Source organism: Chryseobacterium rhizoplanae, from assembly GCF_900182655.1.
In the GTDB taxonomy this organism is placed as follows: Bacteria; Bacteroidota; Bacteroidia; order Flavobacteriales; family Weeksellaceae; genus Chryseobacterium; species Chryseobacterium rhizoplanae.
This window is the reverse complement of the sequence record NZ_FXTC01000004.1, coordinates 92,815-117,672: the sequence shown is the minus strand read 5'-3', so window position 1 is coordinate 117,672 and position 24,858 is coordinate 92,815. Positions and strand designations below refer to the sequence as shown.

General features: G+C 35.7%; 21 protein-coding genes. 19 read left to right on the top strand and 2 right to left on the bottom strand.

Annotated features, from left to right (window positions below; translation table 11 throughout):
• Window positions 1–105: 105 nt before the first annotated feature.
• The 15 genes from FN817_RS11200 to FN817_RS11130 all read left to right on the top strand — a co-directional run bounded on the left by FN817_RS11200 (window position 106) and on the right by FN817_RS11130 (window position 16,864).
• Window positions 106–1,029, top strand: a complete 924-nt coding sequence (locus FN817_RS11200) for a T9SS type A sorting domain-containing protein (protein WP_142717997.1) — start codon at window positions 106–108, stop codon at window positions 1,027–1,029.
• Window positions 1,030–1,109: 80 nt separating this feature from the next.
• The gene (locus FN817_RS11195; RefSeq protein ID WP_142717996.1) at window positions 1,110–1,814 is read left to right on the top strand and encodes an SDR family oxidoreductase; all 705 of its coding nucleotides are present in this window, start codon (window positions 1,110–1,112) and stop codon (window positions 1,812–1,814) included.
• A gap of 227 nt (window positions 1,815–2,041) precedes the next feature.
• The gene (locus tag FN817_RS11190; protein WP_142717995.1) at window positions 2,042–3,058 is read left to right on the top strand and encodes a T9SS type A sorting domain-containing protein; all 1,017 of its coding nucleotides are present in this window, start codon (window positions 2,042–2,044) and stop codon (window positions 3,056–3,058) included.
• A 246-nt stretch (window positions 3,059–3,304) separates the two neighbouring features.
• A complete protein-coding gene (locus tag FN817_RS11185; protein WP_142717994.1) occupies window positions 3,305–4,051 on the top strand; it encodes an electron transfer flavoprotein subunit beta/FixA family protein in 747 nt (248 codons plus the stop codon).
• 128 nt (window positions 4,052–4,179) lie between these two features.
• Window positions 4,180–5,127, top strand: coding sequence for an electron transfer flavoprotein subunit alpha/FixB family protein (locus FN817_RS11180; RefSeq protein ID WP_047425435.1), 948 nt, complete (start codon window positions 4,180–4,182; stop codon window positions 5,125–5,127).
• A 184-nt stretch (window positions 5,128–5,311) separates the two neighbouring features.
• On the top strand, window positions 5,312–5,911 hold the full coding sequence (locus tag FN817_RS11175; protein WP_047425437.1) for a bifunctional nuclease family protein: 600 nt from the start codon (window positions 5,312–5,314) through the stop codon (window positions 5,909–5,911).
• Between the two features lie 21 nt (window positions 5,912–5,932).
• A complete protein-coding gene (locus FN817_RS11170) occupies window positions 5,933–7,315 on the top strand; it encodes a nucleoside permease (protein ID WP_142717993.1) in 1,383 nt (460 codons plus the stop codon).
• Between the two features lie 326 nt (window positions 7,316–7,641).
• Entirely contained in the window at window positions 7,642–8,046 is a 405-nt protein-coding gene (locus tag FN817_RS11165) for a hypothetical protein (protein WP_142717992.1), read from the top strand.
• A 2-nt stretch (window positions 8,047–8,048) separates the two neighbouring features.
• The gene (locus FN817_RS11160) at window positions 8,049–8,459 is read left to right on the top strand and encodes a hypothetical protein (protein ID WP_142717991.1); all 411 of its coding nucleotides are present in this window, start codon (window positions 8,049–8,051) and stop codon (window positions 8,457–8,459) included.
• Between the two features lie 58 nt (window positions 8,460–8,517).
• Window positions 8,518–9,696: an acetyl-CoA C-acyltransferase gene (locus FN817_RS11155; protein ID WP_142717990.1), complete on the top strand. Its 1,179-nt coding sequence runs from the start codon at window positions 8,518–8,520 to the stop codon at window positions 9,694–9,696.
• Window positions 9,697–9,802: 106 nt separating this feature from the next.
• Window positions 9,803–11,293: an MFS transporter gene (locus FN817_RS11150; protein ID WP_142717989.1), complete on the top strand. Its 1,491-nt coding sequence runs from the start codon at window positions 9,803–9,805 to the stop codon at window positions 11,291–11,293.
• Between the two features lie 261 nt (window positions 11,294–11,554).
• Window positions 11,555–13,633 (top strand): M12 family metallo-peptidase, encoded by a 2,079-nt coding sequence (locus tag FN817_RS11145; protein ID WP_228451536.1) that lies wholly within the window; start codon window positions 11,555–11,557, stop codon window positions 13,631–13,633.
• Window positions 13,634–13,767: 134 nt separating this feature from the next.
• Complete coding sequence (locus tag FN817_RS11140; RefSeq protein ID WP_142717988.1) at window positions 13,768–14,694, top strand: mevalonate kinase family protein; 927 nt, start codon at window positions 13,768–13,770, stop codon at window positions 14,692–14,694.
• 10 nt (window positions 14,695–14,704) lie between these two features.
• Complete coding sequence (locus FN817_RS11135; protein ID WP_142717987.1) at window positions 14,705–15,634, top strand: UbiA family prenyltransferase; 930 nt, start codon at window positions 14,705–14,707, stop codon at window positions 15,632–15,634.
• Between the two features lie 63 nt (window positions 15,635–15,697).
• A complete protein-coding gene (locus FN817_RS11130; protein ID WP_142717986.1) occupies window positions 15,698–16,864 on the top strand; it encodes a proline dehydrogenase family protein in 1,167 nt (388 codons plus the stop codon).
• A gap of 487 nt (window positions 16,865–17,351) precedes the next feature.
• Here FN817_RS11130 and FN817_RS11125 read toward each other — a convergent pair whose 3' ends face one another.
• Entirely contained in the window at window positions 17,352–17,888 is a 537-nt protein-coding gene (locus FN817_RS11125) for a helix-turn-helix transcriptional regulator (RefSeq protein WP_142717985.1), read from the bottom strand.
• Between the two features lie 970 nt (window positions 17,889–18,858).
• Between FN817_RS11125 and FN817_RS11120 the strand changes: the two genes are divergently transcribed.
• Entirely contained in the window at window positions 18,859–19,968 is a 1,110-nt protein-coding gene (locus tag FN817_RS11120; RefSeq protein WP_142717984.1) for a M14 family zinc carboxypeptidase, read from the top strand.
• A gap of 188 nt (window positions 19,969–20,156) precedes the next feature.
• Here FN817_RS11120 and FN817_RS11115 read toward each other — a convergent pair whose 3' ends face one another.
• The gene (locus FN817_RS11115; RefSeq protein WP_142717983.1) at window positions 20,157–20,654 is read right to left on the bottom strand and encodes a DUF4920 domain-containing protein; all 498 of its coding nucleotides are present in this window, start codon (window positions 20,652–20,654) and stop codon (window positions 20,157–20,159) included.
• A gap of 142 nt (window positions 20,655–20,796) precedes the next feature.
• On the opposite strand from FN817_RS11115, the gene FN817_RS11110 reads away from it, so the two are divergent.
• The 3 genes from FN817_RS11110 to FN817_RS11100 all read left to right on the top strand — a co-directional run bounded on the left by FN817_RS11110 (window position 20,797) and on the right by FN817_RS11100 (window position 24,717).
• Window positions 20,797–22,209, top strand: coding sequence for an APC family permease (locus FN817_RS11110; RefSeq protein ID WP_142717982.1), 1,413 nt, complete (start codon window positions 20,797–20,799; stop codon window positions 22,207–22,209).
• Between the two features lie 159 nt (window positions 22,210–22,368).
• Window positions 22,369–22,809 carry a GPW/gp25 family protein gene (locus FN817_RS11105; protein WP_047374475.1) on the top strand — a complete coding sequence of 147 codons (441 nt, stop codon included), beginning with the start codon at window positions 22,369–22,371 and terminating at the stop codon, window positions 22,807–22,809.
• A 24-nt stretch (window positions 22,810–22,833) separates the two neighbouring features.
• Window positions 22,834–24,717: a type VI secretion system baseplate subunit TssF gene (locus tag FN817_RS11100; RefSeq protein ID WP_047425460.1), complete on the top strand. Its 1,884-nt coding sequence runs from the start codon at window positions 22,834–22,836 to the stop codon at window positions 24,715–24,717.
• Window positions 24,718–24,858 lie beyond the last annotated feature (141 nt).

Here is a 24,858-nt window from a genome sequence, read left to right as displayed (position 1 = left end):
TTTTAGCTAAAATATATTATGTTAAATTATTGATTATATTTAAAATATTCGCTGATTTTGCCTTTTTGATTAAAATACATATATTTGCTCAAAACTAAAAATATCATGAAGAAACTTTACATTTTCGCAATTTCGTTGATTTCCATATCATCTTTTGCCCAGCAGACCATCTCTTTTGAAGCCAGTGAAGGATATACTGCAGGAAACATTAATGGCCAGCAAGGTTGGGTGACTACCAATAATGGAGCTGTACCGCCAGTATATTTGACAAGTCAGTTGGTATCAGCTGAAATGGCAAGCCAGGGTTCAAATAGCTTTAAAATAACTCCGGACCTGCCTTATGGTCCACAGCAAAGTCCTGTTATGGGTGGATTTTATACTTTTGCAACACCATTAACCTATAATAGCTTTACACAGTCATTTGATGTAAGACTTACCCAAAAAAATTCATCAAGCTCAGATTTTGTGTTCAGAACAGTGAGTACAACTGGGGCTGGAGGAATTGTTACTTATATTGATTTTTCTTACGACGGGAAAATTTTAATTGCAACAGCCGGATCCAATAATTTAGTAGATACCAACCAGATTTGGAATGCCAACACATGGTACAGAGTGAAAATAGTGTCTACTGCTACAGGTATCCAATATTTCGTGAATGATGCTCTTATCTATACAGGACAGCCATTCAGTAACAATAATATTAACAGAATGGATTTTGTGCATGATAACTATGGAGGTTCTGCCTATATTGATAATATCAAAATCAATAATGAAGCATCACTATCTACAAGAGATGCCGTTAAAAATGATGTGAAGCTATCCATTTATCCAAATCCTGCTACTGATGTGATAAAAATTACAACTCCTAACAAGGTAAAACATGTTGAAGTATATGACATGTCAGGAAAAAGAATAGAGGTAACATTAAACGGTGATCAGGTGAATGTAAGAAACCTTTCTTCCGGAGCCTATTTACTGAATGTAGAAACGGAGGGGAAAAATTTCACAGAGAAATTTATAAAAAAATAATTTCTGATAAATCTTAGTATCAGTAAAACGCTCCAATTGGAGCGTTTTTGTTATTTTAGAGAATTAAAATTCGAGAATCAATGGGAGAAAATAAAACAGCTTATATAACAGGAGGAACCAAAGGTATTGGTTTCGGAATTGCTAAAATTTTACTTGAAAACGGAATATCAGTAGCATTTTCAGGAAGAAAAAGAGAAGATGTCATGAGGGCGGAAGAAGAACTTAAACAATACTCAGAAAATGTTTTGGGAATTGTTTCTGACGTAAGAAGTCTGGAAAGCGAGCAGGAAGCGGTAAAATATACCGTTGAAAAGTTCGGAAGACTGGATTATATCATTGCTAATGCAGGATTGGGAATATTTAAACCCGTAGACGAACTCACCGCGGAAGAGTGGAATGATATGATAGAAACCAATCTCACAGGTGTTTTCTATACCTTAAAAGCTTCTGTAGAAGAACTGAAGAAGACAGAAGGTTATTATATTACCATCTCAAGTCTCGCAGGTGCCAACTTCTTTGAAAACGGAACAGGATATAATGCTTCAAAATTCGGAGTGGTGGGTTTCACACAGGCTGCAATGATTGATTTAAGGAAATATAATATCAAGTCTACAGTTATTATGCCGGGGTCGGTGGCCACTCATTTTAACGGAAATATTCCGTCAGAAAAAGACAGTTGGAAGATTCAGCCTGAAGATATGGGCAACCTCATATTGGATATTTTAAAGATGAATCCAAGAGTTTTGCCAAGTAAAATAGAGTTTAGAGCTACTAAACCATCATAATGTTTGATCCTTAATATCTTTTTAAGATAACTGATTCAATAAGAATACATTAATTGATAGATGTTTTTATTTCACAGGCAACCTTTTAAAACTTTTGTTGTCTTATGAGCAGAAACCGTTCTTTCTTCATTTAATCACTAATAAATAGTAGTTAAAATCTACCTATTAACTGGTATTGATTCTATTTTTAAACTGAAGTAAGTTTGGTACTGAATTAAAATAAAAATATGAAAAATTTTCTATCAATTAATGCATTTTTGTTGATTTTATTTCAAACATTGAATGCCCAGACACTGGAAAGTGACAATTTTAATACGTACACTGTAGGAAATGTGGGAACAGACATTACTGCAGCTACTCCCGGACAAGGCGGGTTTTATACAGATTTTGCAGGAGGATCCAATTCGGAAGCACAGATTGTAAATATAGATGCTTCCCATGGAAAATCTTTACAATTTACAGGAAGTGCTGGTGGTCCGGTGACAAAATATATGTGGAAAAATGGACTGGGAACGGCCTGGGCAGGAAGAACCTCCGGAAATGATATCCTTAAACTGAGTTTTAATCTTTATACAGGAAGTTCTACAGGAGGTGTAGGACGGGGAACTGTACTGATTTATGATGGTACAACTCATAAAACACTACTCGGAGCCGGATATGAATACAATACACAGCGAATTGTCGGAATTGCATACTACACCAAAATATCATCAGGGGTAACCGGGAATTACTTATTTTATCTGGAACCTGCTACGACTACATATCCACCCAATACCTGGATTACTTTGAGCTGTACATTCAATAAAACGACTGGAGTAGTTACATGGACAACTCCTGGTGGCAGTACTTATAGCCCCGCATCAACGCATACTCCTGCAGCGGCAGGCGTAGATCCTTTCGAAATGGATTTCGTTTCAGTAGCCAGCTCAGGAAATACCGTAGCCAATATTACTTCTTTTGATGATTATATGGTAACCGCTACAAATGTTGCAACATTGGGAACTAAAGAAGCTGTTGCAGAAGAAAACAGGATTTCAGTCTACCCGAATCCTGCAACTGACTTTCTGAATATACAATCAGAAGCACCAATCACTCAAGTTGAAGTTACCAATATGGCAGGAAGAAAAGTGCAGGTTCAGTTAGATCATAACAAAATAGATATTCGCAATCTTACCCCGGGAATTTATACCGTCAACATTGAAATAAAGGGAAATAAATTTTCTAAAAAAATCATTAAAAAATAATCTGAATCTTACTTCTGATAACACGAAAACGCTCTGTATTAGGGCGTTTTGTTAATTTTAATGCGCTGAATAACAAATCAATATATATTATGCATGCATAATATATTTTTTGCTTATATTAGCAAAAATTAATTCAAACAAAATCTCTGCAAAAATCATCATGGGTTGATGCATTAAAGGGAAAAAATAAAATAGTACACATGAAATCGTAAGATTACATATGACAATAAAAACAATAAGCAACATATGAAAATATTAGTTTGTATTAGTAGTGTTCCGGATACTACTTCCAAAATTAACTTTACAGCAGATAAATCTGCTTTCGACAAAAACGGAATTCAGTGGGTGATCAACCCGCTAGACGAATTTGCATTGACAAAAGCGGTTAAACTTCAGGAATCTCAGGGAGCAACAGTAACAGTAATCAACGTAGGAGATGCTGGTACAGAACCTGTGATCAGAAAAGCATTAGCAATTGGTGCTAATGATGCAGTAAGAGTAAATCTTGATCCTAAAGACAGCTATTCTACAGCAAAAGAAATTGCAGCTGTAGCTCAAAACGGAGGATATGATCTTATCCTTTGCGGAAAAGAATCTATCGACTATAACGGAGGTTCTGTTCCGGGAATGGTGGCTCAGCTATTGAACCATCCTTTCGTAAACGCTTCAGTAGGATTAGATGTAAACGGAAGTGAAGCTACTGCAGTAAGAGAAATTGAAGGAGGAAAAGAAACTATTTCTGTAAAATTACCGGCTATCATTGCTGGTCAGAAAGGTTTGGTAGATGAAAAAGACCTTATCATCCCGAATATGAGAGGAATTATGTCTGCAAGAACAAAACCTCTACAGGTAGTAGAGCCTGCTTCTTCAGAAGTAAAAGTTCAGGGAGTATCTTATGACAGCGTTCCCCCAAGAGCAGCTGTGAAAATGGTTTCTCCTGACAACCTGGATGAATTGGTAAGATTACTTCACGAAGAAGCTAAAGTAATTTAATAAGAACCAAGTAAAAAGTAAAAAGATTCAGATGACATTGATGCAAATAGGGAATTACTCAGTTTCATTACTATTCAAAGCATTGGGCAACCCTGAATCTTAAACATTAAACCCTAAACAAATTTCAAATGGCAGTATTCGTATACGCAGAAAATATAAACGGAGTTTACAAAAAAGCAGCTTTTGAAGCAGTTTCTTACGCTAAAGCTATTGCTGACAAAGCAGGAGATACCGTTACGGCAATCTCTGTAAACCCAACAGATTCTTCAGATTTATTATACAAATATGGAGCATCAAACGTTATCAATATCAAAGACGAAGGTCTTAAAAATTTCTCAGCAAAAGCATTCGCACAGGCTGTAAGTGAAGTAGCGGACGGAAACATTATCGTTTTCCCTCACACAACTGATGCTTCTTCAATTGCTCCGATGCTTTCTGTAATGAAGAACTATTCTTTAATTACTAACGCTTTGGAAGCTCCTGAAAGCCTTTCTCCTTTCCAGGTAAAGAGAAGAGCATTCTCCGGAAAAGGTTTTATGCATGCAAAAGCTGAAGGAAACGGAGTAATCGTTACGGTTTCTCAAAACGCTTTCGGTGTTAAAGAAAATGCAGTATCAGGTTCAGAAGAAGTGAAAAACCTATCAGTAGCTAATGAAGATACTAAAGTGATTTCTCACGAGCAGAGCTCAGGTAAATTAGACCTTAAAGAAGCTGAAGTTGTTGTTTCTGCCGGTAGAGGAATGAAAGGACCTGAAAACTGGGGAATGATTGAAGATTTAGCAAACGTTTTAGGAGCAGCTACAGCATGTTCTAAACCGGTTTCTGATATCGGATGGAGACCTCACACAGAGCACGTAGGACAAACAGGTAAGGCAATTTCTCCGAATCTTTACATTGCTGTAGGGATTTCAGGGGCAATTCAGCACCTTGCCGGAGTAAACTCTTCAAAAACTATCGTAGTAATCAACAGCGATCCTGAAGCACCATTCTTCAAGTCTGCTGATTATGGAGTAGTAGGAGATGCTTTCCAGATTATTCCTGCATTAACAGAGAAAATTAAAGCAATAAAAGGATAAGAAAGTGAATTGTGAATAGTCAATTCGTTTTGCGTGTCAATTTTTAAACATTTACCTGCGAAGCAAAATTCACTATTTACGTTTGACAATCATCAACAATACAGATAAAAGCTCGGCTTTCCGGGCTTTTATTTTTGCGTAAAAAAGTAAAATCACAATAAAAAATTAATCTATATTTGTAGCTATGGATTATAAGCAGCTAATTATTCGCGGAATATCGTACAGCCAGACACAATCAGGGGCGTACGCATTGTTACTGGAGCATGAAGAAACACACATAAAATTACCTGTTGTTATAGGAAATTTCGAAGCCCAGTCTATCTCTCTCGGATTGGAAAAAGATATTCATCCGCCGCGTCCTCTTACTCATGATTTATTTACAAAATTTATAGTCTCTGCCAACTATGAATTGATCTCTGTGATTATTTATCAGATTGTAGACGGAGTATTCTTCTCGAATATCAACTTTAAAAATAAAGTGAACGATGAAGAATTGATCCTTGATGCCAGAACTTCCGATGCTGTTGCAATGGCGGTAAGATTTGATGCACCCATATTTACCACACAGCAGGTTCTGAATGAAGCCGGAATTTTATTAGAACTGGAAGATGTTGCCAAAGAAGACCAGTCTTTCTCAGAAACTGTACAGACAGAAGACAACTTAAAATCTCTTTCTATGGAAGAACTTCAGAAATTACTGGAGGATGCCGTTAAAGAAGAAGACTATGATACTGCTCTTGAAATCCAGGAAGAAATCAAGAGAAGGAAAAAGACAATTGACTAAGAGATACTTTTTATATAAACTATGAATTTAAAATTACGACTGACCATCCTCAGTTTCCTTCAATTTTTTGTTTGGGGAGCATGGCTGATTACGATGGCAAACTTCTGGTTTGGCACAAAACATTGGGAAGGAACTCAGTTTGGAGCTGTGTTCGGAACCATGGGAATTGCTTCCATTTTTATGCCAACCATTACTGGAATTATTGCTGACCGCTGGGTTAATGCGGAGCGTATATTTTCAGTATTACACATCCTTTATGGGGTTATTCTTTTCGTATTGCCTCATTCTGCAGACCCGAATTCTTTCTTTTCGGTGATGCTTGTGGCGATGTGTTTTTATATGCCTACCATTGCACTGGCAAACTCTATTTCTTATACGATCCTGAAAAATAACAATATGGATGTAGTGAAAGATTTTCCGCCTATTCGTGTATGGGGTACCATTGGTTTTATTGTAGCCATGTGGATTACTAACCTTAGTGGAAACAAAGCTACAGAAGGACAGTTTTATATTGGAGGTGCTGTAGCTATATTCTTAGGAATTTATGCTCTTACTTTACCAAAATGCCCGCCACAAAAGCTGATTGATAAAAACTCGCCGCTGTCTGAACAATTAGGATTGAATGCATTCAAGCTTTTTGGAAATTATAAAATGGCTTTGTTCTTTTTATTTTCAATGCTTTTAGGAGCTGCACTTCAGCTTACCAATGCATATGGAGATGTTTTCTTAAGTGAATTTTCACATTTTCCTAAATACGCGGACTCATTTGTAGTACAAAGATCTACCATTATCATGTCTATTTCTCAGGTATCAGAAACCTTGTTTATTCTGGCGATTCCTTTCTTTCTGAAGAAATTCGGAATTAAAAAAGTAATGCTGATGTCTATGCTGGCTTGGGTTTTAAGATTCGGATTCTTTGCATATGGCGTTCCGGACGGATTTGGACTTTCCCTGATCATCCTTTCATGTATTGTATACGGAATGGCATTTGATTTCTTTAATATTTCAGGATCACTTTTCGTAGAAACAACTACAGATAAAAAAATACGTTCTTCAGCTCAGGGGTTATTTATGATGATGACCAACGGTTTCGGAGCTGTTTTTGGAAGTTATATTGCAGGCTGGGCTATTGATAAATTCTTTACCCACAAATTTACAACCGTTTCAGATTTATCCACTTATCTGCAAACTACACCTGATAATCCTACTTTCCTTGAAATTCTAAAAAATAGTTTCAATGCAGCGGTTAATTCAGACGGAACGCTTTCATCTGTGGTAATGGTAAAAGACTGGCAGCAGATATGGCTTTCATTTGCCATTTATTCACTGGTGCTGGCTATATTCTTTGCTGTATTGTTTAAACATAAACACAACCCGGAAGATGTTTCATCCGTAAAACATTAATTAAAACTAACATTCTTAAGATATTAAATTGCATTTTTTTTAAAATGCAATTTTTTATTTTAAGACCTAAATGTTACTTTTCGTAAAGACTTTACATCCACTTTCAATGACAATGCTTTGCTGAAGAAAAAATATGGACTTCAGATCGGGATAGAGATCGTAAATGTTAATTTTTAATTTAATAATAAATAGCCTTTTTCTTTGTGTAATAAATAATAATAGTAAGGCTTTTTTGTAACTAACAAGTGTTCGGGTACAGAAATCCTATTTTTAAAACACACTATTTAAAAGTGTGTTTTTTTTTGTATTTTGGCACTTTAGTAAATATGAAAAATATTCAGTTATTAGGATTACTGTTAGTTGTAGCAGGCAGTTTTTTACCCTTGGTGCATGTACCTGTTATTGGGAACTGGAACTATTGGAAACTTGATCATTATCTGGCTATTGCATGCTGGATATTTGCTGCATGTGCAGTTTTTGGAATTGTTAATAACAGCGTAAAAATCGTGAGATTTTTTGGTATCCTGCTTATCCTTTTATTTGCGTTTACCTTATTCGCTGTGAAAATGCAGTCTTTGCAATACTTTAGCTTTTTACCATTCAAATCATGGCAGGAAACTTTTGCCGGAATTGTTAAACTGAAATGGGGCTGGGCTGTAGAATTTTTAGGAGCTTTCCTTTTGGTTTTTGCAGGAGGAAGCAAAAAAGTAAATAATCGAACACAACTATAAAGATGAACTTCTTAAAAATATTTTCCGCAGGAATTTTGTTGTTGGCAGCTACACAGATTAACGCGCAGACTGCAAATCAGAAAAAACCGGATAATCCACCTAAATGTGCCAATATAAAAGAAGGTAAATTTGTGAGACCCAATTACCCGGAAGGAATATGGCATATGACCATTAAAGATAATGTTCAGACTGAATATTTCAATAATGGAAAAGACTATATCAAATCAACATTGGTTTTTGTGGATGACTGCAACTACAAAGCAATCATTATGGAGAAATCTGATAAAGATAATCCAGTACAGATAGGAGATGTCTTCAATAATAAGATTATAGCAACTCAGGATAACCTTCTGAAAGTTAATACTAAAATTGAAGGGACTCAGTTTGATGTGGTTTATGTAAAAGTGAAATAAATTCAACCTAATAAAACGGAATCTTTGTTCCGTTTAGCTAAAAATAAAAATTATATACATGAAAGAAGTATTCATCGTTTCCGCAGTAAGAACACCTATGGGGAGTTTTATGGGAAGCTTGTCAACAGTTCCGGCTACAAAACTGGGAGCAACTGCTGTAAAAGGAGCACTGGATAAAATTGGTTTAGATCCTAATGCTGTTCAGGAAATTTATATGGGCAATGTTCTGCAGGCAGGAGAAGGCCAGGCGCCGGCTCGTCAGGTAGCTTTAGGAGCAGGTCTTTCAATCAATACACCTTCTACTACAGTTAATAAAGTTTGTGCTTCAGGAATGAAGGCTGTAACAATGGCTGCTCAGGCAATCAAAGCTGGTGATGCAGACGTAATTGTTGCCGGAGGTATGGAAAATATGTCTTTAGTTCCTCATTATTACAATGCAAGAGTGGCTACAAAATTAGGCGATATCAAAATGCTTGATGGGATGGTGCTTGACGGTCTTACAGACGTATACAACAAAGTGCATATGGGAGTATGTGCAGAAAAATGTGCAGCAGACTATAATATCACAAGAGAAGATCAGGATAACTTCGCTGTAGAATCTTACAAAAGATCTGCAAAAGCTTGGAGCGAAGGAAAATTCAGTGAAGAAATTGTACCGGTTTCTATTCCTCAGAGAAAAGGTGAGCCTGTAATTTTTGCTGAAGATGAAGAATACAAAGCAGTAAACTTCGACAGAATTTCAACGCTTCCTACCGTATTCAAAAAAGAAGAAGGAACAGTAACCGCAGCTAACGCATCTACTTTGAATGACGGTGCTTCGGCATTGATCCTTGTTTCCAAAGAAAAAATGGAAGAACTTGGATTGAAGCCTCTTGCAAAAATCGTTTCTTATGCTGATGCAGCACATGAGCCTGAAAACTTTACAACTGCTCCGGCAAAAGCATTACCTATCGCTCTTAAAAAAGCAGGATTAGAAGTTTCTGATATTGATTTCTTCGAATTCAACGAAGCTTTTTCAGTAGTAGGATTGGCTAACAACAAAATCTTAGGATTAGATGCTGCTAAAGTAAATGTAAACGGAGGAGCTGTTGCATTGGGACACCCACTGGGAAGTTCAGGTTCAAGAATCATCGTTACATTGATTAACGTTTTAAAGCAAAATAACGCTAAATACGGTGCAGCAGCAATCTGTAACGGAGGTGGCGGAGCTTCTGCTATCGTGATTGAAAATATCTAATATTCTGTTTACGAATATATTACCATTAAGGAATGGATAATTTTTTTAAAAACTTATCCATTTCTTAATGGTTTTTCTATTTTTGTGCTACTAATATATATTTGAAATGTCTGAAACTGAGAATCGACAGCCTAAAAACATAAAGAATAATCCGAAGATTATGAAAGCCTGGGCTGTATATGACTGGGCAAATTCCGTGTATTCCCTGGTGATTACCTCTACTATTTTCCCCATTTATTACTCTATACTTACCACAGCGTATGAGAAAAAGGAATACGTAGCAGAAACCAAAACATGGATTGATGTCCCGGTAAGACATATGATCAAAATTTTTGGAGAAGAATACAAACCGGATACCGTGTACGGATATTCATTAACAATATCCTTCCTTATTGTTGTATTACTTTCACCGTTTTTATCTTCCTTGGCAGATACAATCGGAAACAAAAAATCCTTTTTACAGTTCTTTTGTTATTTAGGAGCTACATCATGTATGGGATTAGCCATGTTTACGGGGATGCATAATGTATTTCTGGGGCTTCTCTTCAGTATTACAGCCAGTGTTGGTTTTTGGGGGAGTCTGGTATTTTATAACTCCTTTCTTCCGGATATTGCCACACCGGACAGGCAGGATGCACTTTCTTCCAGAGGATATGTGTACGGGTATATTGGGTCTGTAGTTTTAGTGGTGATCTGTTTAGTCCTTATTCAGGTTTTTGCTAAAGGAGCAGCACAGCAGCTGCTATTTACAAGAATCAGTTTCCTATTGACAGGAGCCTGGTGGTTTGGTTTCTCTCAGTATACATTCAAACACCTTCCTCAGTTTGGGGATGTGAAAGATAAACTTCCTAAAGATCTTGTATTATTGAACTATAAAAATATTTTCAAAAAACATGAAGAGCAGGGAGGCTTTTTTGAAGTATTAAAAGATAATATGAGTTTCTATAAAGATATTGCTAAAGAAAGCTTTCATGAACTTTTTAAAGTAGGAAGAGATCTTTTCAAAGACAGAAACCTGAAGTTCTTTTTGTCAAGTTTCTTCTTTTACAGTGTGGGAATGCAGACGATCTTCCTTATGGCAACTTTATTCGGAAAAAGTGAGATCAATCTGGCTCAGGATAAACTTATCGGAACCCTTTTGGTAATTCAGATTGAAGCTATTATTGGGGCTATTATTTTCTCAAGACTATCCAAAAGAATCGGAAACAGAAATGTTATTTCCATTGCAATTATCTTATGGATAGCGGCTTGTATATGGGCTTACTTCCTGAAGAAAGAAAGTCCAACAGTAGAATACCAGTTTTATGGAGTAGCTGCAGTAGTAGGTTTGGTAATGGGTGGTCTTCAGGCGATGTCCAGATCTACCTATTCAAAATTGCTTCCTGAAAACTCAATGGAAAATACAACGTATTTCAGTTTCTATGACGTATTGGAGAAAATTGCCATCATCATCGGGACATTCATCTTTGCAACGTTGATTGAGCATTTTAATAATATGCGTATCGCGGCATTGTCCATGACCATATTCTTTGCGGCAGGATTAATTTTAATACGATTCCTGAAGGTTAAAATGAGAACCGACAGAGAAACTTTATAAATTGAAAGACGTTATTTTTAACGTCTTTTTTTTATTTTAAAGAATAAAAAACATTTATTTGATTAATTGATTTGATTTATTTATAGAATTACCATTAATAGTAGAATATAGCTATAATTTTTCACTGTGTGTTGATATTTTTTGTTTATTTGTAAAAACGATAAAATTATCAAAATCATGAAAAAGTTTCTATTAATTTGTTTTTTGCAATGTTGTATTCTTTGTTTTTCTCAAAATTTAAAACCCGTTGCTCAAAAAGTTTTGGAATTTCATAATCAAAAATCAGAACTTAAAACCTATGCTTTATTTGAGGCAGATAAATCTGCAGATAAAATAGGTGAATACAAAAAAGCAGCAACAGATATTACGGTGATGTCTTTGAAGCCTGCAGAATTAAAAAGATTAATCCAGGATAAACCTGATTTTCTTGAAATCTCTTTTCCCTTTGATGGTGGCAGACAAATCACTGTTGAAATGTACAGACATCAGATCTTAACCAACGATTTTAAAGTTGTAACAGAAAAAGGAAAAGCAGTAGAGTATACACCAGGAGTGTATTATCAGGGAATTGTGAAAGGGGATAATGCTTCTATCGTGGCTTTTAGTTTTTTCAACGATGATATTGTAGGAGTTGCTTCTACCCCTGAATTAGGAAATATAGTTGTAGGAAAAGTTAAAAATTCCGAAGATTTTGTAAGCTATTCAGATTCTAAATTAACAGGATCTAATCCATTTGCCTGTGATGTAGACGGATTGAAAGAAAATCAGGTTCAGAGACCGGTTTTCAACCCTAATAATACCAGCAAAAAGAAAACAGACAACTGCGTAAGAATATACTATGAAGCAGGTTTCGGCCCTTATACCCAAAATGGAAGCAATACCACAACTACAACCAATTGGGTAACTGCTATGCATAATAATGTTTCGACACTGTATGCGAACGAGAATATTAATGTGGCTTTAAGCGAAGTTTTTGTTTGGACTACTACTGATCCCTATGCAGGCTCACCAAGCACAATTCTGAGCCAGTTTAGAACCACCAGAACCTCTTTTAACGGGGATGTGGCACAATTATTAAGAAACCCTGCTACAACAAGTATCGCCTATGTAAATTCATTATGTACTGATTACAGATATTCTTATTGTGGTACAAATTTCACCTATCAAAATGTGCCAACCTATTCATGGAATATAGAGGCTATGACGCATGAACTTGGGCATAATTTAGGTTCACCGCATACTCACGCATGCTTCTGGAACGGAAATAATACAGCTATTGATGGCTGCGGACCTGCTTCAGGAAATAACGAAGGTTGTACGGCTGCACTTCCTCCTGCAGGTGGAGGAACTATTATGAGTTACTGCCATTTGGTAAGCAGCGTAGGGATTAATTTTGCGAATGGTTTTGGTGTACAGCCTGGAACATTGATCAGAAATACAATAGATTCAAAAGGATGTCTTGGTACCAACTGTACTGCATCTTGCCCTACGTCCATCACGAATTTTAACATTAACAATATCACACAGACTTCTGCAAATGCCACTTTTACGGATGCTCTTTCAACAGCATGGAAATATAAGCTTACAACAGCAAACGGAGCAGCAGTATCTTCAGGAAATGTTAATACACAGTCTTTTAATTTTTCAAATCTACAACCGGCATCTTATTACAGATTAAGTGTAGGAACAGATTGCAGCGGGCCAAATGCATTCCAGTTATCAAAACTTTTCCTGACTGACGGAGCATGGTGTGATGGAACTCAGTTCTTAGATACAGGAGGTTCCACGGGGCAGTATAAAGATAATGAAGACCTTGTAAAAACATTTTATCCTACTCCGGGCTCATCTATGACAATGACATTTACAGCATTCGATCTTGAACAGGGCTATGATTTTATGTATGTGTATAATGGTCCTTCTACAGCTTCTCCATTATTCGCCAATGGAAATAATCTGAGTGGAAGTACTCTGCCCGGTCCCTTTACGTCAACAGATCCTTCAGGTGCTATAACAGTAAGATTTGTTTCAGATGGAGGCGTTACAGGAAACGGCTGGAATGCGAATTTCTCTTGCAATGTTTTAGCAGTAGAAGATATCAATATCAAAAATAATTCAATAGATATTTATCCGAATCCAGCCAAAAATATGATAACTCTCTCTTCAAAAGAAAAATTAAAAGGGTATAAAATTTACGATGAAGCAGGAAGACTGGTAGCTTCTGATTCTTCCCTGAAAGGAAATAAACAGGAAATCAATCTTTCCTCAATTCAGACAGGAAACTATGTGATTACTGTAGAAACAGAGAAGCAGACCATTAATAAAAAACTGATCAAACAGTAATTTTTAAATAAAACTTTGTAAAAGCCTGATAACATCAGGCTTTTTTCGTATATTTATATAGAAAAAATTCGGCCTGAGATTTGCTTATATTCAACGGAATAATTTTTAACTTTGCAAAAAGATTTATTGTCAATATGACCAACCCTTTATTTTATGCAAAAATAATCCTGTTTGGAGAATACGGAATGATTGAAGATTCCCAGGGGCTTGTAGTACCTTACAGCTTCTACAAAGGAACTTTGAAATTTTCAGATTTGAGTTCAGAATTTGAATTGAACTCCAACAGGCATCTGCAGAAATATTCTGAATTTCTTACAGTACTTGATCTTTCCGACGATTTTAAGTTGGATATCGAGAGCTTCAAAAATGATATTTCTAACGGACTTTTCTTTGATTCCAATATTCCTCAGGGATATGGAGTGGGAAGTTCCGGAGCTTTGGTTGCAGCTATTTTTGAAAAATATTCAATCAGCAAACTCAATCCTGAGAACATCTCAAAAGATAATCTTAAAAAACTAAAAGCTGTTTTCGGTGAAATGGAAAGCTATTTCCATGGGAAAAGTTCAGGAATGGATCCTTTGATCTGCTACATGAATCTGCCAATCCTTATCGAAAATAAAGAAAATTTAGACAGGGTAAATATTCCAGAAGGAGAAAAAGGGAAAGGAGCTATTTTCCTTATTGATTCCGGGATAACAGGGGAAACAGGTCCTATGATTCAGATTTTCTTTGAAAAAATGAAGACTGAAGGCTTCCGCAAAACCCTGAAAGAAGAATTTATCCGTTACAACAACGCATGTATTGAATCTTTCCTTAAAAAAGATATGAATCCTTTCTTCAGAAACCTGAAAAAACTTTCTTACTGGGCGTATGAACATTTCCGTCCAATGATTCCTGAAAGTATTTTTAATATCTGGAAAAAAGGTCTGGATTCTAACGCTTATTATCTTAAACTCTGCGGAAGCGGTGGAGGCGGCTATATCTTAGGGTTCACCAAAGACTATGCAAAAGCAGAAAAAATGCTTGAAGGCTTCCAAAAAGAAGTGATTTACAGATTTTAAACAGGTTGGAATGAATTCTGAAAAAGAAACTTTCCAATCTAAAAATTATGTATCAAAATCTTTATTGTACAGATTTTCACAATTCGTGGGCTTTTTGCTCGGAGCACGTTTTTTTGTAGCAGCTCTGCTGACATTTGCCCTTTATGTTTCCACTTTTTTCTTGTTCAATCAGGATGAATCTTTCAGAAAATTCGTGTTTGATTTCAAAGTACACGGTATTATTTTCTGTACAGTCCTAACGATTCTCGCCGGCGGCATCATCAATCAGTTTTATGATCTGGAGAAAGACCACATTGTAAAACCTTTCAGAACAAGGGTTCAGAGTTTCATCAAGCAGAAATATTTTCTATATGCCTATCTCGCACTCAGCGCTATTTCTTTGGGAGTGGCCTGGATGATTTCCCATAATGTTTTTGTTTTTTTTGTGGTTTATCAGTTCTTTATGTGGTTTTACAGCCATAAATTGAGCAGAATACTCATTGTAAATAATCTTACCTTTGTCAGCCTTACCCTGTATCCGTTCTTTGGAATGATGGTGTATTACGAAACCTTTTCGAAAAAGGTATTCCTGATGGCGGTTTTTCTTTTCCTTATTTTACTTTGCATTGATATTGTGAAAGATACCCTTACCAGAAGTGTAGACAAAACATTTGGGTATACTACAATTCCTAATTATTTTAAAAGCAGAAATACAAAATTGATCCTGATGTCTTTACTCATAGTTACCATGGCCGTTTCTATGAAACTTATTACCAAAACAGGGGTTACCGGATTCATGGCCTATTATTTTGCCGGAGGACTTTTTATCATGATAGTATGTATTTATCTTCTTATCAATGATTCCCGGAGGAGTAACTTCTTTACTTTGAATATATTACGATTCTGGGTTTTCGTAGGAATTATTGCAATGCTTTTAAACGGGATAGAGCATAAATTATAAAAAAAATCTTTAAATAAACTGAGGTTATTATTACCTTTGCATAACTAAATTTAATAAATAGGAATGCCCATTTTTAATGATACTAAAGTTGCATTTGCAGACAAGTCTGATGCACAATTGAGAAAGGCTTACTGGATGTTTAAAATGATTGAACAGCCCACTCTTACAAGCCTTGGAACATCTATCCTGAATTTTACAGTACACAACAATTTTCCTTTCGTTAACGGAATTGTAAAAAATACCTTATTTGAGCAATTCTGTGGTGGTGAAACGCGTGAAGAAAGTATGAAGGCTGTGAAACAGCTTTTCAAAAGAGGAGTTGGAAGTATTTTCGATTACTCTATTGAAGGGAAAGAAGATGAAGAAACTTTTGATGCGGTTTGTAAAGAAATTAAGGATATTGTTAGATTCTCAGTGGGAAATCCGGCCATTCCTTTTATCGTATTCAAACCTACGGCTTTCGGAAGAATTGATCTTTATGAAGCCGTTGGAAAAGGAGCGGAGCTTACTACCAGCCAGAAAGAAGAATGGGAAAGAGTGGTAAAAAGATTTGATGAAGTATGCAGTCTTTGCCACGAAAATGATAAAAAAGTAATGGTAGATGCTGAAGAAACCTGGATGCAGGATGCAGCAGACCACCTTTGCGAAGAAATGATGGAGAAGTACAACCAGCAAAAACCTATCGTTTGGAATACCATCCAGATGTACAGAACAGGAAGACTGGAATATATGGAAGCTAATCTTCAGAGAGCAAGAGAGAAAAATTACTTCATTGGGTACAAAATTGTTCGTGGTGCTTACATGGAAAAAGAAAGAGCCAGAGCAGCAGAAAAAGGGTATGCAGATCCTATCCAGCCAAGCAAAGATGCTTCAGATAAGAACTACAACGCAGGAATCGATTTTGTTATGAATCATCTGGATAAAGTTTCTGCCTTCTTCGGAACCCATAACGAAATCTCTTCAGAGCTGATTATGGATAAAATGAAAGCAAAATCTCTTGACACAGACAATCCACACGTTTATTTCGGGCAGCTTTACGGAATGAGTGATAATATTACCTTCTATCTGTCTGATAAAGGCTATAATGTGGCTAAATATCTTCCATATGGACCTGTGAAGGATGTTGTGCCATATCTGACGAGAAGAGCCAGAGAAAACACTTCTGTAGCCGGACAAACCGGAAGAGAGCTGGGACTTATCAAAAAAGAACTGGAAAGAAGAAAGAAATAATAGTATTATTCTTACTATACCTATCAGGCCTGCAGATTTGCGGGTCTTTTTATTGCAATCAACCTCAATACAGAGCTCAGCTATTCCTGAGGAATGAGATTTTTGAATTTAAATCAAATTAATAATAATCGACATAATTATTACTTACATTAATTATATGTTAAAATAATAGTATTTTCATTGCTGATTTGATTTTAAATTTTTATATTTGATAGAGTCATAAAAAACCAATGCATGAAAATGTTTTCATTTACCATCAGGATACTGTCCTGTGACAGAATTTCTCCAAATACATAAGCAAAGTAGTACTCTTATAAACAGCCGAAATTATAAAAATATATTGAGTGTGGATAGATGATCTTAATAAGATAAAATTCCATCAGCTGGATATCCCATCCAATTTCAAAAACAAAATAAAGCAATAGCTTTAGTTTTCTTCTTCAAATATTTTTTAACCTGATCATTTTCTTTGATCAGGTTTTTATTTTTAAGGCTCAAAACTTTCAAATTTTCCATTTTCATAGAACAAAACAATACGTTTTATCTTATTAGTTTGATTACCAAGTATTTGCCCTAATATTTGATCACCGGAATTTTCTAATCGCTGAGAATCGGATATTTTTTCCTGAGCTTTATCCTGGGCTTGTATAAACGATTCTCCAGCACTTGATTTTGGAACTTCCATCTCTGTTTCATCACTTCCGAATTCATCATCGTCATTCATCATCGTAAAAAGATCGGGTAGTGGAGTCGTTTTTATTTTCTCCTCTTCGGTATGTTCTTCGGTAATTTCAGATTCGGGTAGCTGGGATTTCAGCATCTCACCTTCACCCGTAACCAGCCAATCCCACAGAAGTTCCGGGAAACGGGATTTTATTTTTATGATAAATTCAAGAGACGGTTTGTTTCTTCCCGACGTAATATGGGAAATGGAAGAACGCTGCACATCAATCTCATCAGCAAACTCAGAAGGAGTAAGATTAGAATACTCTATAATTTTGGAAATTCTTTCATTTAAACTCATAAAAATAAGCCTTTAATTATTTTACAAATGTAACTCATATAATTTACAAATGCAAAATACAAATGTAAATAATTGGAATAATTATCTATATACATTTGTAACTTATTAATAAGGCATTTTAAATCAATTAATTATAGATAGATTACAATTGTATTTAATAATAATATTAACCTCTTGGAGTAAATCTTATGCTAGTATGAAGAGGCAATATTATTCCAATATTTACCTCTTATACATGTTTATAAATGTAAATTATGATGTCTCCAAAGCGAATTTAGTCTCTTAAAATAGGTCTTTTTACTGTTTACATAACTAATCAACCGAATTACTTCTTCGGGAGTTAAGATACTGATAAATGTCCATTTTAAGCGATATAATGACTATATTACAGGTGTTACAGCAGTAAATTACTAATGTAAATGCCTTCATTTTAATCGATATAGCTCCTTATTAAAGAAAGATTGAGCTTATGCTAAACAACTATTTTTATTGTTTGCTAAATTGATCTCCAGAAATATAAATTTGGTAGAATTCCAGACAAGATTTCTATTTTTCAGCTCGTTTACATTTGTATAATAAGGTCAATAACAAAGTTTTCCACAATTGTTATGTTTGATAAAATAACCCTCAAAGCAGCTAAAACAGCCCTTTTTATACTTCAAGTAATATTCTAAATGTAATTTAGATAAACTTTATAACTTATTGATTTAATGTTAATTAAATTATACGAATTAAATTATTCGCAATCCACAATTTTATCAACAGACAATATGTCACTACAGGCTGTTTAGCAATATTACAGATGTTAACTGTGTTCTATCAGATAAAAACAACGATATTTAATACTTGTAAATTATTCCAAAAACACATGTCAAATGTAAATTCCTGTATTTTCACTATTTTTACAAATGTTAATTAAAGTTTTTACCTAAAAATGGCTAAATTTGATTCTTGTAAATTATTTCTCAAGATGAATTTTGAACAGATCTATTCTCAGACACCCGATTTCTCAAATCGCTATATTTCCCCTGAAAAATTATTTTCTTACCTACAGGCGAATCTCAGCGATTATATTCAGGAGATCGGAACATCGTATTTGGATAAGCCTATTTATCGGTTAACTATAGGGACCGGAAAGATTCAGGTACTAGCCTGGTCACAAATGCACGGAAATGAATCCAACGCTACCCATGCGATGCTGGACCTTTTAGTGAGCCTTGATAAAGCACCTGAAATGAAAGAGGAGTTGTTCAGTAAAATACAGCTTGATTTTATATTCATGCTGAATCCGGATGGATCTGAGAGATGGACGAGACTGAATGCAGCCGATATTGATCTAAACAGAGATTTTCATAACGAGGCCAGTAAAGAGATTAAGTTTCTAAAACATGCTGCCGCTTCAAAAAAGTATGATTATGCATTAAACCTTCATGAGCAGAGAACTATTTTTACCACCGACGGTATTCATCCCGCTACGCTTTCCTTCCTGGCACCTTCCGAAAATATAGAACGTACTGTTACTGAAAACAGGAGAAAATGCATGGCAGTGATTGCAAGTGTGTATAACCACTTGAAGGAAATGATCCCGAACCAGATCGGAAGATATTCTGACGAATTTTATCCTACTTCCACAGGAGATAATTTCATCAAAGCCGGAATGCCTACGATCTTATTTGAAGGCGGACACTTTGTGGATGATTATACCAGAAAAGGGACTAGAAAATATTATACCATCGCTCTTTATTATGCGCTGAAGGCTATCAGTGAACTGAACTCTGATATTACAGGCTGGGAAACTTACCTTGATATCCCTGAAAATCAAGAAACGCATTATGATATCGTTTACAGAAATGTAAGACTGAATACAGACCATGAATGTATTTTGGATATAGCAGTTCAGTACAGAGAGATCAAAGAAGAAGGGAAAGATGAAATCTCTTTTATTCCTTTTGTAATGGAGGCCGGGGACGTGAAGAAGAGAAAAGGCTGGCTGGAAATAGACTGTACCGGAAAGAAATTTATTTCTGCTACTAAATATCCGAAACTGGATTCTGTAGTGGATTTTAAAATTGAAGATTAAAAGAATTTTAAATAATCTCATAAAAAATCTCCGGCAGCCCTTCAGGGCTGCCGGAGATTTTATTTTTATAACTAAGTTCCAAAATTGGGATATTAAAATTCATATTCAATAGGGATGGGCTTTAGCCCATTTACATTAAATAAAAATTCATCTGGCTTCAGCCAAAACTTAATTTCAGACTATAAAGTTTAGTTAACTACTTTAATTCCATTAGCTACAAACCTGATTTCTTCTTTAGGCTGAGTAATCGCATCAATTTCAGCTTGCGGTTTCTTAGCATCTTCCGCATAATGTTTCTGCTCATTCACAGAAGTTACTTTTCTTTCTGCGTTACCTTCCAATACCACGTTTTTACCCTTTAAAGCTGTAGGAACAAAGAAAGCATAGTCTTTCATTTTTACAAAAAACTTAGAATTGTCCTCCGTCTGAATCGTAAGCCAGCATCCTTTTTTATCGCAAACATCAGTTACTTTTCCTTTAACAGCTACATTTTCAACTTTTTTATTGTCTTTTTTAAGCTGTTTATTCAATTTATCTACGGTGATCGCTTTAGATTCAGCAGATGAAGCTACCTGATCTCCGTAAGTATCACCTACCAAAGCCTTTCCCTCGGGTGGACCAGATTGAGCAAATGCTAATGAAGAAGCCATTAAACCTGCACCTAATAGTATTGATTTAAATTTCATGTTTAATATTTTTCCCAAAAATACTAATTAATATCGAATCATAACCGATTTAAAAATGATAAAAAACAGCTGTTTCAAGGATTTTTTAATAAAATTCAAAATCAAAGAGAGATTTGATTATATTTGACCCCTATACTTGACTATGCAAAAAAAACTGAAACTATGGGACGCCATTATGCTGGTGATGGGTTCTATGATCGGAAGCGGGATCTTTATTGTAAGTGCTGATATGACGCGAAACCTGGGATCAGGGTTTTGGCTGATTGTGGTGTGGGTTATTACAGGGATAATGACCGTAGCAGCAGCAATAAGCTACGGAGAGCTTTCTGCACTGTTTCCGAAAGCCGGCGGACAATATACCTATCTGAAAGAAATTTTCGGTAAAAGGATGGGATTCCTTTATGGCTGGGGATTGTTTACCGTAATACAAACCGGAACAATTGCTGCAGTAGCGATGGCTTTTGGTAAATTTACGGCTTATCTTATTCCATCACTCAACGATGCTGCTCCAATTTTTCAAAGTGGTGAGTTTAAGATCACCTGGATACAGATTCTGGCGATTGCCGTTATTGTTTTGCTTACTTATATTAATACCAGAGGGGTAGAGAGTGGTAAAATCCTTCAGAATATCTTCACGGGTTCTAAAATCATTGCATTATTAGGCTTAATAGCAGCCGGATTTATATTGGTAGATATTTCTCATTTATCAGAAAACTTTAGCTGGGGAACAGATTCTTTTAATAATCTTAAAAAAGATTTGAGTGGTAATTTCCTTAAAGAAGGCTGGGAACCGATTGGAGGAATGACTTTGTTAGGTGGAATTGCTGCTGCCATGGTAGGTTCTGTTTTCAGTTCTGTTGCCTGGGAAAGTGTAACCTTTGTTTCCGGTGAAATTGAAAATCCTAAAAAAAATGTAGTAAAATCGATGATTTACGGTACTTCTGCTGTAATGATTCTTTATATAGCAGTAAACTATGTATACTTAAATGCTCTGGACAGAGACGGGATTGCATTTGCAGCCAATGACAGGGTAGCGGTTGCTGCATCTCAGAATATTTTTGGAAGTGCAGGAACTATTATCATCGCTTTATTGGTTATGATCTCTACATTTGGATGTAATAACGGATTAATTCTGGCTGGAGCGAGGGTTTTCCAGACCATGGCAAAAGACGGAATGTTCTTTAAATCGGCAGTTAAAAACAATAAAAATGAAGTTCCTGAAAATGCTTTATGGATGCAGGGAGTTTGGGCTTCTATTTTGTGCCTGAGCGGACAGTACGGGAATTTATTGGATATGATTTCTTTCGTGATTGTTCTGTTCTATATGATTACGGTTTTTGGAGTGATTTATTTAAGAATGAAACAGCCGGAACTGGAAAGACCTTATAAGACATGGCTTTATCCGGTAACCCCTGTTATTTACCTTCTCATAGGAACGTGTTTCTGTATTTTACTGTTAATTTACAAACAGCAGTATACATGGCCGGGCTTTGTATTGGTATTGCTGGGACTTCCGGTATATTATTTTATCAACCGAAAAAAGGCAGATGCTTAAATAAAATAAAAGATATAAAAGATTCAGGGCTTTCAATTTAGTTTGAAGGCCCTTCTTTTTGAATAATATTTTAAGGTATTGTAACAATTATTTGGTGAAAATGCGTATTTTGGTATTCCGTTTTTAAATAAGCGGACCATGAAGTAAAAACTATAAGTTATGGATACACCAAATTACAGAATGCCTTTTGTACCGTCTACTTTAATGACCGAAGGCGGAAGTATCGATACCTGCGATATGGGGGAAAGTATTGCTCACAATATTATGCTGCTGATCACCACCAAAAAAGGGGAGAACAGATATGATGAAAACTATGGAAACGATGTTTGGAACCTTGAATTCGATAATGGAGTAACAAGTGCCATCTGGGAAAACGTTTTTGTTAAAAGCCTGAGAAGACAAATCCAGGAATATGAGCCAAGAATTGTAAGCCCGCAGATCGATGCCCATATACAATTTGTAGAGCACAGCTACGATACTAAAGAACACACCGAAATTAAAAAGAAAGTAAGAATTGCCATCAATGCAAAAATGGAAGAAACAGGAGAACGTTTCAGTTTTTCAACAGAATTGTTTCTAAGCCCGATGTCTATTGATTAATATTTTTAACAGCGAAAGAAAATTATGAATTTAGATCAGAATATTTATTCCAAAGAATCTGTAAAAGCAAGGATGCTTCAAAATGCAACTAAAGTATGGGGACTCAGAAGTCCACAGTCTTTAGATCCTTTTGTAAAACTGTTGATAGATGCGTTCAGTACAGAAGTTTTTAAAGCGAATAATGAAATACAGACGGTAAATGCCCGTATATTAGAGAAACTGGCAAAACTTCTTACACCATCCATTTACACACATCCTATTCCCGCACATTCCGTGGCTTTTACACAGCCTTATGATTCTTCAGAGGTTTTATTGGAACACACAGAGTTTTTCTTCCGTAAACAGATGACTTCCACAGTAAAGTCAGAATCCGATAAGCAGCTGAATATTCCTTTTACACCGGTAGGAAATGTAAGAATCAATAAAGTTCATACCTCCGTTATGTTTGTAGGAAATACCTGCTACAGCATAGATGACCGGTTTAATAAAATTCCTATTGCAAGATTTCAGGGAAGACCTGAAGATTACAGAAAAATTACAATAGGAGTAGATGTAAGCAAATATATAAGTGAAAACTTTCCTAAATACCTGAGCATATTCTGCTCCAATCCGGCTTTTGAACACCTTGATTTCGTTTATAAACTATTGCCGTACATTTCGGTGTCCAGCAATGGAAATCCTTTATTTGTAAGAGAAGGATTAAGCTATCTTACAGAAAGTCATACGGACGGTTACGAACAGATGTTCAAAGAGCAGTCCATCAGAAATAAGGTGATTAATGATATTAAAAGCATTTACCGCCATAAATTTATTGAAGTAACTGGAATTTCTCAAAGCCTGTTTTCAGAACCCGGACAGCTTCCTCAGAATCTTGATTTCCTGGCAGGAAAAGAAGAAATTACAAAGTTCCTGGATAATAAAACTTTCTTATGGCTTACTTTTGAATTCCCACCACAGTTTTCAGCGGAAATCCTTGATAACTTCTCGTTTGTATTAAATGCATTCCCAATCTACAACAGAGGCTGGAAAAAAACAGAATACAGCCTTGATATCATGGGAAATAATATTCCTTTGGTAACAGATGAAGGAGAACATTTCCTGTATGTAGATGAGGTACAGGACGGTGACGGGAGAAAGTATACCGAAATCCCTTTCACACCAGCCGATGATCTTAAGAAAGGCTTATATACTGTAAGAAAAGGAGGAATGGAGCGTTTCACAAGCAGAAATGCCGTTGACATGATTGCCAATGTTCTTGAATTGACAAGAGACGAAATTGCAGCATTTTCCCTTTTGAACAGAGATAACGTAAAAGGAGTTCTCAGCGAAATGTCCGATAAGATGAAAACCATGGTGCAGAAAGTAAACAATGCCAAAAGGAATATCAGACAGGAACTGAATTATGTCATCATGGAACCTGTAGAAAAAACCGATCATACCTACGCTTCTTTCTGGGTTACCCATTGTACTTTGGCCAATCATATGCGTCCGGGAACTGAACTATCCAATCAGTTGAAGTCGCAGACAGTTGTATTGCTTACCGAAACATTGGGTGGTGCTGAAGAGCAGAAAGGAACAGACAGTATTCAGGCTTATAAATATGCACTTACGACAAGAGATAAGATCATTTCTTTAGAAGATGTTAAAAACTTTTGCCGTATGATTCTGAAAGATGAGGTAAGAGAAGTGAGGGTAAGAAGGGGAACCATGATCAGCAACAAACCTAAAGAAGGTTTTGTAAGAACCGTTGAGGTAGAAATTATTCCGCAGAACTATTCTTTCTATGGAAGAGCTTATTGGGAAAACATGGCTAATATTATCAGAAATCAGATCATTGCCAAAGCTATTGATGGGATTGAATATGTGGTAAGAATAAACAATGAAGATGTCGATTTCCAGGACATGTAAATCTTAAAAGAAAATTAAAATTAGTTTAAAATATAAATGCCGTATCAATTACGGCATTTTTTTATTTTGTTGAATTGAAAAATATACGTGAACCAAAGCATTCAATAGGAATGGGCTTTAGCCCGTTTAACAAAAAGAATA